At 74.2% G+C, this 8,906-nt stretch carries 9 protein-coding genes; 4 read left to right on the top strand and 5 right to left on the bottom strand.

Translation table 11 applies throughout. From position 1 onward, the window contains the following. From ABZV94_RS38095 to ABZV94_RS38080, 4 genes are all read left to right on the top strand, one after another. On the top strand, positions 1-399 hold a 399-nt coding region (locus tag ABZV94_RS38095; RefSeq protein WP_356349043.1), incomplete at its 5' end, for a LytTR family DNA-binding domain-containing protein. Positions 400-589: 190 nt separating this feature from the next. Then, on the top strand, positions 590-877 hold the full coding sequence (locus ABZV94_RS38090; RefSeq protein ID WP_356349040.1) for a hypothetical protein: 288 nt from the start codon (positions 590-592) through the stop codon (positions 875-877). 49 nt (positions 878-926) lie between these two features. After that, on the top strand, positions 927-2,681 hold the full coding sequence (locus ABZV94_RS38085) for a cation acetate symporter (protein WP_356349037.1): 1,755 nt from the start codon (positions 927-929) through the stop codon (positions 2,679-2,681). Between the two features lie 34 nt (positions 2,682-2,715). Then, the gene (locus ABZV94_RS38080; RefSeq protein WP_356349035.1) at positions 2,716-3,933 is read left to right on the top strand and encodes a histidine kinase; all 1,218 of its coding nucleotides are present in this window, start codon (positions 2,716-2,718) and stop codon (positions 3,931-3,933) included. 20 nt (positions 3,934-3,953) lie between these two features. Here ABZV94_RS38080 and ABZV94_RS38075 read toward each other — a convergent pair whose 3' ends face one another. The 5 genes from ABZV94_RS38075 to ABZV94_RS38055 form a co-directional block, all read right to left on the bottom strand. After that, entirely contained in the window at positions 3,954-5,375 is a 1,422-nt protein-coding gene (locus ABZV94_RS38075; RefSeq protein ID WP_356349033.1) for an amino acid permease, read from the bottom strand. 222 nt (positions 5,376-5,597) lie between these two features. Continuing rightward, positions 5,598-6,284 (bottom strand): GntR family transcriptional regulator, encoded by a 687-nt coding sequence (locus tag ABZV94_RS38070; protein ID WP_356349030.1) that lies wholly within the window; start codon positions 6,282-6,284, stop codon positions 5,598-5,600. 22 nt (positions 6,285-6,306) lie between these two features. Continuing rightward, positions 6,307-7,308 (bottom strand): proline racemase family protein, encoded by a 1,002-nt coding sequence (locus ABZV94_RS38065; protein WP_356349028.1) that lies wholly within the window; start codon positions 7,306-7,308, stop codon positions 6,307-6,309. A gap of 13 nt (positions 7,309-7,321) precedes the next feature. Next, positions 7,322-8,221 (bottom strand): dihydrodipicolinate synthase family protein, encoded by a 900-nt coding sequence (locus ABZV94_RS38060; protein WP_356349026.1) that lies wholly within the window; start codon positions 8,219-8,221, stop codon positions 7,322-7,324. A gap of 76 nt (positions 8,222-8,297) precedes the next feature. Next, positions 8,298-8,906, bottom strand: a 609-nt coding sequence (locus tag ABZV94_RS38055; RefSeq protein WP_356349024.1) for a (2Fe-2S)-binding protein, incomplete at its 5' end; no start/stop codon positions are given.

Genomic DNA, 8,906 nt, shown 5'->3' with positions numbered 1-8,906 from the left:
GCCGACCGCGCCGCGCACCCGGGGCGCCGCGGGTCCCGGCCGCTCGCCGACCGCGTCCCGGTGGAGCGCGAGGGCGGGACGCTGTTCCTGCCCGTCGCCGACATCACCCGCGCCGAGGCCCAGGGCGACCACGCCCGGGTGTACACCCGCGAGGACAGCCACCTGGTGCGCGTTCCGTTGTCCACCCTGGAGGAGTGCTGGCGGGGGAAGGGCTTCGTGCGGATCCACCGGCACCATCTCGTCTCCCTCGCCCGCATCGACGCGTTGCGGCTCGACGGCGGCAGGCCGACGGTCAGGATCGGCGCGTCGGTGCTGGTCGTGAGCCGCCGGTGCGCCCGTGAACTGCGGGATCTGCTGGTCGAGAAGGCCACGACGGGCCTGCCCGGCAACGGTCGCTGACCGGAAGCTGTCGCTTTGGTTCCCTGGTGCGTACACTCCACTGCGAAGTGTGATCATCGCGGTCGGAGGACGCGGCATGGGTGCACCTGGGACTCCTCGACGTGAAGTGGTCACGGGGACTCCGCGTGCGGCCCGCGCGGACCACGGTGGCCGCGGCGGCCGAGGCCACGCCCGCCCCGGTGCCGTCCGGGTGGGAGAGGAGGGCCCGGCCGTCGAACCCCTCGTCGTACACGCCCTGATACGGCGCCAACTCCGGCTCGCGCTGGTCGCGTTCGGTCTGCTGGTCGTCCTGCTCGGACCGCTGCCCCTCGTCTTCACGGCCCTGCGGGACACGGGGGCCTGGCCGGGCAGCGCCCTGATCGTGTGGGCCGTCCTCGGCGTCGCCGTCTACCCGGTGCTCGTCGCCATCGGCCGCTGGTACGTCGTACGCGCCGAACGCGCCGAACGGGACACCGCGGACCTCGCCGAAAGGGCCTGACGGTGACCGGCGCTCACCCACACCGGGCCGGCCGCGCGGGGGCCGCCGGGTGAACCAGACGTACGGCGTCGTGGCCGTGTCGGCGGCGGTCGTCGCGACCCTGGTGATCGGCTCGACGGGGTTGCGCATCTCCCGCACGACCTCCGACTTCTACGTCGCCTCCCGTACCGTCCCGCCGTACCTCAACGCCATGGCCATCAGCGGGGAGTACCTGTCGGCCGCCTCCTTCCTGGGCATCGCCGGACTCGTCGCCGCCGAGGGCGTCGAGATGCTCTGGTTCCCCGTCGGCTACGCCGCCGGCTATCTCGTGCTGCTGGTGTTCGTCGCCGCCCCGCTGCGCCGCTCCGGCGCGTACACGCTGCCCGACTTCGCCGACGCGCGCCTGGAGTCGAAGGCCGCGCGGCGCGTCGCGAGCGTGCTCGTCGTCGGCGTCGGCTGGCTCTACCTGCTGCCCCAGCTCCAGGGCGCGGGCCTCACTCTCGGCCTGGTCACCGGCGCGCCGCGCTGGCTCGGCGGTGTGCTCGTCGCCGTCGTGGTCACCCTGGCCGTGGCCGCCGGCGGCATGCGCAGCATCACCTTCGTCCAGGCCTTCCAGTACTGCCTGAAACTGACCGCGCTGCTCGTGCCGGCGATCTTCCTGGTGCTCGCCTGGCACGGCGACCCGCGGCCCGCCGACGCCCTGGACGAGCCCCCGACGTTCCGCAGGCACACCCAGGTCACCGTCGAGTCCACCGTCCGCATCCGGATCGAGGCGCCACTGCGGGCCGTCGCGACCGGCGCCGTGGACGGACAGGCGTACGACGACGCCCGCCTGCTGCTCGATCCCGGGGTGCACGAGGTCCGGGCCGGGACCACCCTGCGGTTCCCACCCGACACGCCGGTGCCCGAGCGGGAGTCCGACGACGGGCGGCGCACCGGAGCCTCCAGCTGGGCGGCGCCCCTGTCGGGCGGCGAGGACGACCACCCGCTGTACACGACGTACGGGCTGATCTTCGCGACCTTCCTCGGCACCATGGGACTGCCCCACGTCCTCGTCCGCTTCTACACCAACCCCGACGGCCGCGCCGCCCGGCGCACCACCGTGATCGTGCTCGCCCTGGTCGGCGGCTTCTACCTGCTGCCACCCCTCTACGGCCTGCTCGGCCGGATCTACGCCCCCGACCTGCTGCTCACCGGCACCACGGACGCCGCCGTGCTCGTCCTGCCCGAGCGGCTCGTCGGCGGCCCGGCGGGCGATCTGCTCGGCGCGCTGATCGCCGCGGGCGCCTGTGCCGCCTTCCTGTCCACCGCCTCCGGGCTCACCCTGTCCGTCGCGGGCGTGCTCAGCCAGGACGTACTGCCCTCGCTCGGCGTCCGCCACTTCCGGCTGGCGACGCTCCTGGCGGTCGCCGTCCCCGTCACGGTGAGCGTGGCCGCCGGCAACCTCCCCGTCGCCAACGCCGTCGGCCTCGCCTTCGCGGTGGCCGCCTCCTCCTTCTGCCCGCTGCTGGTGCTCGGCATCTGGTGGCGCGGGCTCACCGCGCCCGGTGCCGTCGCGGGGCTGCTCACCGGCGGCGGCAGTGCCCTCGTCGCGGTCGCCCTGACCATCGCCGGGCCCCTGACCGACGGCTGGGCGCACACCCTGCTCGCCTGGCCGGCCGTGTGGTCCGTACCGCTCGGCTTCCTGACCATGATCCTGGTCTCGCTGGCCGGCCGGGACCGGATCCCGGCCGGCACCGAGGCCGCCATGGCCCGCCTCCACCTGCCCGAACGCCCCGCCGGCCAGGGCGCGCCCGCCACCCGCCGAGGAGTGACCACCCCATGACGATCCACCGGCCCGCGGCCGACAGGGCCCGGGCATGAACGGGTTCGCCCTCCTCGCCGCCGGAGCCCCGCTGCTGTTCGCCGGGGGGCTCGCCGCCGGGCGCCTGCTGGCCCGCCGCGCCGCCGAGGGCGGGGCGGACCCCGGTACGCCCGTGGAACGCGCCACCTTCCACACCCTGCACACCGCGTCGGAGGCCGCGCCCCCGCTGCGCGCGGGGCTCACCGAGGACGCGGCGCGCAAGGCGGTACGGCGGCTCCGGCCGCTGTTCGGCACGGCCGCGCTCGGCCTCACCGACCGGGACCGGTCACTGGCCTGGGAGGGGCCGGGCCGGCACCACGAGGAGGCCGTGCTGGACCGGGTCCGTCAGGTGCTGGCCACCGGCCGCGCCCAGACCTTCGCCGTCGGCTGCCCGGACCAGCACTGTCCCGTGCGCTGGGGCGCCGCCGTGCCGCTCACCGTCGACCGGCGGGTGCTCGGCGCCCTCGCCGTGCTCGGCGCCCGGGAGTCGGCGTCCCTCCTCCGGGCCGCCGAGGAGGTGGCGCGCTGGGTCTCCGTGCAGCTGGAACTCGCCGAGCTCGACCGGGCCCGCACGGAACTGATCGAGGCGGAGATCCGGGCGCTGCGCGCGCAGATCTCCCCGCACTTCATCTACAACTCCCTCGCGGCGATCGCCTCGTTCGTCCGCACCGACCCCGAGCGGGCCCGGGAACTCCTCCTGGAGTTCGCCGACTTCACCCGCTACTCCTTCCGCCGGCACGGTGAGTTCACCACCCTGGCCGAGGAGTTGCGTTCCATCGAGCAGTTCCTGGAGCTGGTCCGCGCCCGGTTCGGGCAGCGGCTGCGCGTGACCCTCCAGATCGCCCCGGAGGTGCTGCCCGTGACGGTGCCCTTCCTGTGCCTCCAGCCGCTGGTGGAGAACGCCGTCAAGCACGGACTGGAGGAGAGCGTCGAGCGCAGCCGGATCAGCATCACCGCTCTGGACGAGGGGGCGCTGGCCCGTATCGTCATCGAGGACAACGGGGTCGGCATGGAACCCGGCCGGCTGCGCCGGATCCTGAGCGGCGAGGGCAGCCCCTCGACGGGGATCGGGCTGCGCAACGTGGACGAGCGGCTGCGGCAGGTCTACGGCGACGACCACGGACTGGTGATCGAGACCGGCGTCGGCGCCGGCATGAAGATCACGGTTCGTGTCCCCAAGTACCGGCCGGGGGTCCACAGCACGCCCCCGCGCACCGCGACCGGCACCGCCTGAGCCGGCCGGCCGGTCGCCCGTCAGCGACCGGCGGACCCGGGTCGCGTCTGCTCGCGCCCGCGCCGCGCCGCCATCACCGCGTAGACGATGATCCCGATGAACAGGAACAGCACCCCCTGGTAGACCGCCGCGTAGCCGGCGCCCGCCATCAGCCAGACCGAGAAGGCGGCGGCCACCGCGGTGACCACGGAGTCCCGCACCAGCCGGGCCCGGTCGACCGCCCCGGGACGGCCGGAGACGAGGTGGAAGATCTGCGCGGCGGCGGCCAGCAGGTACGGAACCGTCGCGGTGAACGTGGTGACCAGGACCAGGACCTCGAAGACCTTGCCCGAACCCGACAGGTAGTTGTAAACGGTGAGCAGGGAGGCGAGGACGACCGTCACGCCCACCCCGACCGTGGGCACACCCCGCCGCCGGCGCGCGAAGGCGCTCGGGAACAACCCGTCCCGGGCCGCCGCGTACGGCGTCTGGGCGCTCAGCAGGGTCCAGCCGTTGAGGCAGCCGGTCATCGACACCAGGGCGGCCAGCGCCACCGCCGTTCCGCCCCAGCTGCCGCCGAACATCGTGTTCACGGCGTCCGAGAACGGCGCGGTGGAGGTCACCAGGCGGTCGTGCGGGACCGTGCCGAACACCGACAGCGTGCCCAGCAGGTACACCAGCGCGGCCCCCGCCGTGCCGATCACGGTGGCGCGGCCCACGGTGCGGCGGGCGTTCCTGACCTCGCCCGCGCTGACGGCGGCGGACTCCACACCGAGGTAGGAGAAGAGGAGCAGGGCGGCGGAGGCCGACACCGCTCCGATCGCGCCGTGCCCGCTGGAGTTGAACGGGCCGAGCCGGTCGGGGTCGAAGAAGAACAGTCCGCCGACCGCGACGAGCAGCAGCGGCACGAACTTCAGCACCGTGGACACCAGCTGCACGGCACCCACGTACCGGGTGCCCGCGAAGTTGGCGAGGGCGGGCAGCCACTGGAGGGCCAGCGCGGCCAGGCAGGCGGTCCAGCGGTGCCCGTTCACCGGGACCAGCACGTCGAGGTAGCCGACGGCGGCCACGGCGAGCGCGGCGTTCGACACCCAGGTGGTGATCCAGTACGACCAGGCCGCGAGGAACCCCGCGAAGTCGCCGAACGCCTCGCGGGCGTAGACGTAGGGGCCGCCGGTGCGCGGGTCGCGCGCGGCGAGCCGGCCGAAGACCAGGGCCAGCGCGATGGCGCCGACGGTCAGCACCCCGAAGGCGACCAGGCTGACCGTGCCGTAGGGCGCGATGGAGGCGGGGAGCAGGAAGATGCCGCCCCCGATGATGTTGCCCATGACCAGCGCGGTGGCGACGGGCAGGCCGAACCGGCGGGCATGCCTGCCGGTGTCGCCGTGCGGGTCCTCGACGGGAGCCGTGGGGATCTCCGCGGGGGCCGGAGCCGACTGCGGGACGGTTCCGGTGTTGTGCATGGGTGGTGCGCCTCTCATGGAACTGACGTTCCCGGGATCACCGGGACGCGTCCCATGGTCGGGGATGTGGCGATGTGGCTCAAAATCGCCGTTTGTTGTCCCGTACGGGCCGCCTGGGCATGAAAAAAGCGTCGTGATGAGGCCTTCGTGCCGCCAGATGTCCGGCTCTTGCTCCGCGGCCGGTCCAGCGCTCTGCCCGGAACCGGCCCGGCCCGGGAGTGGTCACTCCGTCGCCGCCCACAGGCTGCGCACATGCCCCAGATGCCTGGTCATGATCGCGTGTACGGCCTTCTCGTCGCGCTCCAGCAGGGCGTCCAGCAGCTCCAGGTGCTCCTCGGCGGAGGCGAGCAGCCGGCCCGCCTCCACCAGCGCGGTCAGGCCGTACAGACGGGAGCGCTTGCGCAGGTCGGCGACGACCTCGACCAGGTGGGCGTTGCCCGCCAGGGCGAGCAGCCCGAGATGGAAGCGGGTGTCGGCCTCGACATAGGCGATCAGGTCGCCCGCCACCGCGGCGGTGACGATCTCCCGGGCCGCCGGGCGCAGCGCCTCCAGGGAGACGCGATCGGCCGTGCGGGCCAGGTCCACCACGGTGGGGATCTCGATGAGCGCCCGGATGTGCGTGTACTCGTCCAGCTGCCGGTCGGAGACCGCGGTGACCCGGAAGCCCTTGTTGGGCACGGTGTCGACCAGCCCCTCCTTGGCCAGGTCGAGCATCGCCTCCCGCACCGGCGTCGCCGAGACACCGAACCGGGCGGCCAGCGAGGGCGCCGAGTACACCTCGCCCGGCCGCAGCTCGCCCGCGATCAGCGCGGCGCGCAGGGCGTCCGCGACCCGCTCGCGGTAGCTGCTCCGCCGGCCGCCCAGCCGGGGGAGCGCGGGCATCTCCGCACCCTGGGCGTTCTGTGCCATGTCACGCATCACCGGGGTGAGTCTAGAGGACGAACCCTTCCGGGAACGGATCGGTCGGGTCCAGCAGGTACTGCGCGGTCCCCGTGATCCACGCGCGGCCGGTGAAGCTGGGCAGCACCGCCGGCACCCCGCCGACCTGTGCCGTCCCCAGCAGCCGGCCGGTGAAGCGGGTGCCGATGAACGACTCGTTCACGAACTCGGTGCGCAGCGGGAGTTCGCCCCGCGCGTGCAGTTGCGCCATGCGCGCGCTGGTCCCCGTGCCGCACGGGGAGCGGTCGAACCAGCCGGGGTGGATGACCATGGCGTGCCGGGAGTGCCGGGCCGTGGCGCCGGGCGCGTACAGGTGGACGTGGTGACAGCCCCGGATCGAGGGGTCCTCCGGATGCACCGGCTCCGCCTCCGCGTTGATCGCGTCCATCAGGGACAGGCCGGCCGCGAGGATGTCGTCCTTGCGGGCGCGGTCGAAGGGCAGCCCGAAGGCGTCGAGCGGCAGGATCGCGTAGAAGTTCCCGCCGTAGGCCAGGTCGTAGGTGACGGTACGGCCGTCCGGCAAGGCGATCTCGCGGTCCAGGGCCACGGCGAACGACGGCACGTTCCGCAGGGTCACGTTCCGCGCGGCGCCGTCCTCCACGGCGACCTCGGCGACCACGACCCCGGCCGGGGTGTCGAGCCGGATCGTGGTCACCGGCTCCGTGACCTCCACCATGCCGGTCTCGACCAGCACGGTCGCCACGCCGATCGTGCCGTGCCCGCACATCGGCAGGTAGCCGGAGACCTCGATGTAGACCACGCCCCAGTCGCAGTCCGGGCGGGCCGGCGGCTGCAGGATCGCGCCGCTCATCGCGGCGTGCCCGCGCGGTTCGTTCATCAGCAGCCGTTTGACGTCGTCGCGGTGTTCGCGGAACCACAGCCGCCGGTCGTTCATGGTCGCCCCCGGGACGGTGCCGATCCCGCCGGTGATCACGCGGGTCGGCATGCCCTCGGTGTGCGAGTCGACGGCGTGCAGGACGAGCTTGCTGCGCATGGTCCGGCTCCTCTCACGCCAGGCCGGCGGCGACGGCCTTCTCGGTGGCCGCGCGGACCGCGGCCTCCTGTTCCGGCAGCAGCGGGACGCGCGGCGGGCGCACCGGGCCGCCGTACCGTCCGACGACGTCCATGGACAGCTTGATCGCCTGGACGAACTCCGTCCGCGAGTCCCAGCGCAGCAGGGGGTGCAGCTGCCGGTACAGGGGGAGCGCCGTGGTGAGGTCGCCGGCCAGCGCGGCCCGGTACAGCTCCGCCGAGGCGCGCGGCAGCGCGTTCGGGTAGCCGGCCACCCAGCCCTTGGCGCCCGCCACCGCCAGCTCCAGCAGCACGTCGTCGGCGCCGATCAACAGGTCCAGTTCCGGGGCGAGTTCCGCGATGCGGTAGGCGCGGCGGACGTCACCGGAGAACTCCTTGACCGCGTGGACGAGGCCCTCGCCGTGCAGCCGGGCGAGGAGTTCGGGCACCAGGTCGACCTTGGTGTCGATCGGGTTGTTGTACGCCACCACCGGCAGGCCCGCCTTCGCGACCTCCGCGTAGTGGGCGAGGACGGAGCGCTCGTCGGCGCGGTAGGCGTTGGGCGGCAGCAGCATCACCGACGCGCAGCCGGCCTCGGCCGCCCGCTCGGCCCAGCGGCGGGCCTCGGCCGAGCCGTACGCGGCGACGCCCGGCATCACCCGCTCCCCGCCGATCGCGGCCACGGCGGTCTCCACCACCCGGGCGCGCTCCTCGGGGGTGAGCACCTGGTACTCACCGAGCGAGCCGTTCGGTACGACGCCGTCGCAGCCGTTCGCGACGAGCCAGGCGCAGTGCTCGGCGTAGCGGTCGTGGTCGACCGAGAGGTCGGCGCGCAGGGGAAGGGCGGTGGCGACGAGGATGCCGCGCCAGGGGCGGTGGTGCTCCGGGTTACTCATGGGTGATCCCTCTCAGTGGGGTGTGACATATTACTGAGCGATTCGGTAGGCCGGCTCGGGACGGGGCAGGCCGTGCTCACTCCGGCTCCGGCAGGGCCGCCAGGACGCCGAGCGGTACCGGCCGGGCGAACGGCCGCCGACCGGCGGTGAGCGGGCAGCCGCTCAGGCCCGCCACCGCGGGTGCGCACATCCGCCCCTGGCACCAGCCCATCCCGGCCCGGGTCAGCAGCTTCACGGTGCGCAGGTCCCCGGCGCCGAGCGAGCCGACGGCCCCGCGCACCTCCCCGGCGGTGACCTCCTCGCAGCGGCACACCACCGTGTCGTCCGGGACCCCGTCCGCCCAGCCCGCCGGCGGGGCGTACACCGCGTCCAGGGCCGTGGCGAACGCGCGCAGCCGGGTGCGGGCCCGGTCGGCGGCCGCCCAGCCGCGCGGGTCGGGGGCCGTGCCGTGCAGCCGGGCGGCGGCCGAGCGCCCGGCGATGTGGCCCTCGGCGAGCGCGAGCGCCGCGCCGCCGACACCGGTGGCCTCCCCGGCGGCCCAGACGCCGGGCACATCGGTGCGCTGCTCGGCGTCGACCCGTACGGCGGTGCCGGACAGGGTGCAGCCGAGGGTGTCGGCGAGGTCGGTGTGCGGCAGCATGCCGTGGCCCACGGCGAGCGTGTCGCAGCGGACGCGCCGGGCGCC

Origin of the sequence: Streptomyces sp. NPDC004658, assembly GCF_040609555.1 — a bacterium.
In the GTDB taxonomy this organism is placed as follows: Bacteria; Actinomycetota; Actinomycetes; order Streptomycetales; family Streptomycetaceae; genus Streptomyces.
This window is presented reverse-complemented; position numbering and strand designations above follow the sequence as displayed.

Bases quoted from the DNA above. Each gene is read 5' to 3' on its own strand.
- ABZV94_RS38080 (WP_356349035.1), top strand. From the start codon at position 2,716: ATGAACGGGTTCGCCCTCCTCGCCGCCGGAGCCCCGCTGCTGTTCGCC.
- ABZV94_RS38075 (WP_356349033.1), bottom strand. From the start codon at position 5,375: ATGCACAACACCGGAACCGTCCCGCAGTCGGCTCCGGCCCCCGCGGAG.
- ABZV94_RS38070 (WP_356349030.1), bottom strand. From the start codon at position 6,284: ATGGCACAGAACGCCCAGGGTGCGGAGATGCCCGCGCTCCCCCGGCTG.
- ABZV94_RS38065 (WP_356349028.1), bottom strand. From the start codon at position 7,308: ATGCGCAGCAAGCTCGTCCTGCACGCCGTCGACTCGCACACCGAGGGC.
- ABZV94_RS38060 (WP_356349026.1), bottom strand. From the start codon at position 8,221: ATGAGTAACCCGGAGCACCACCGCCCCTGGCGCGGCATCCTCGTCGCC.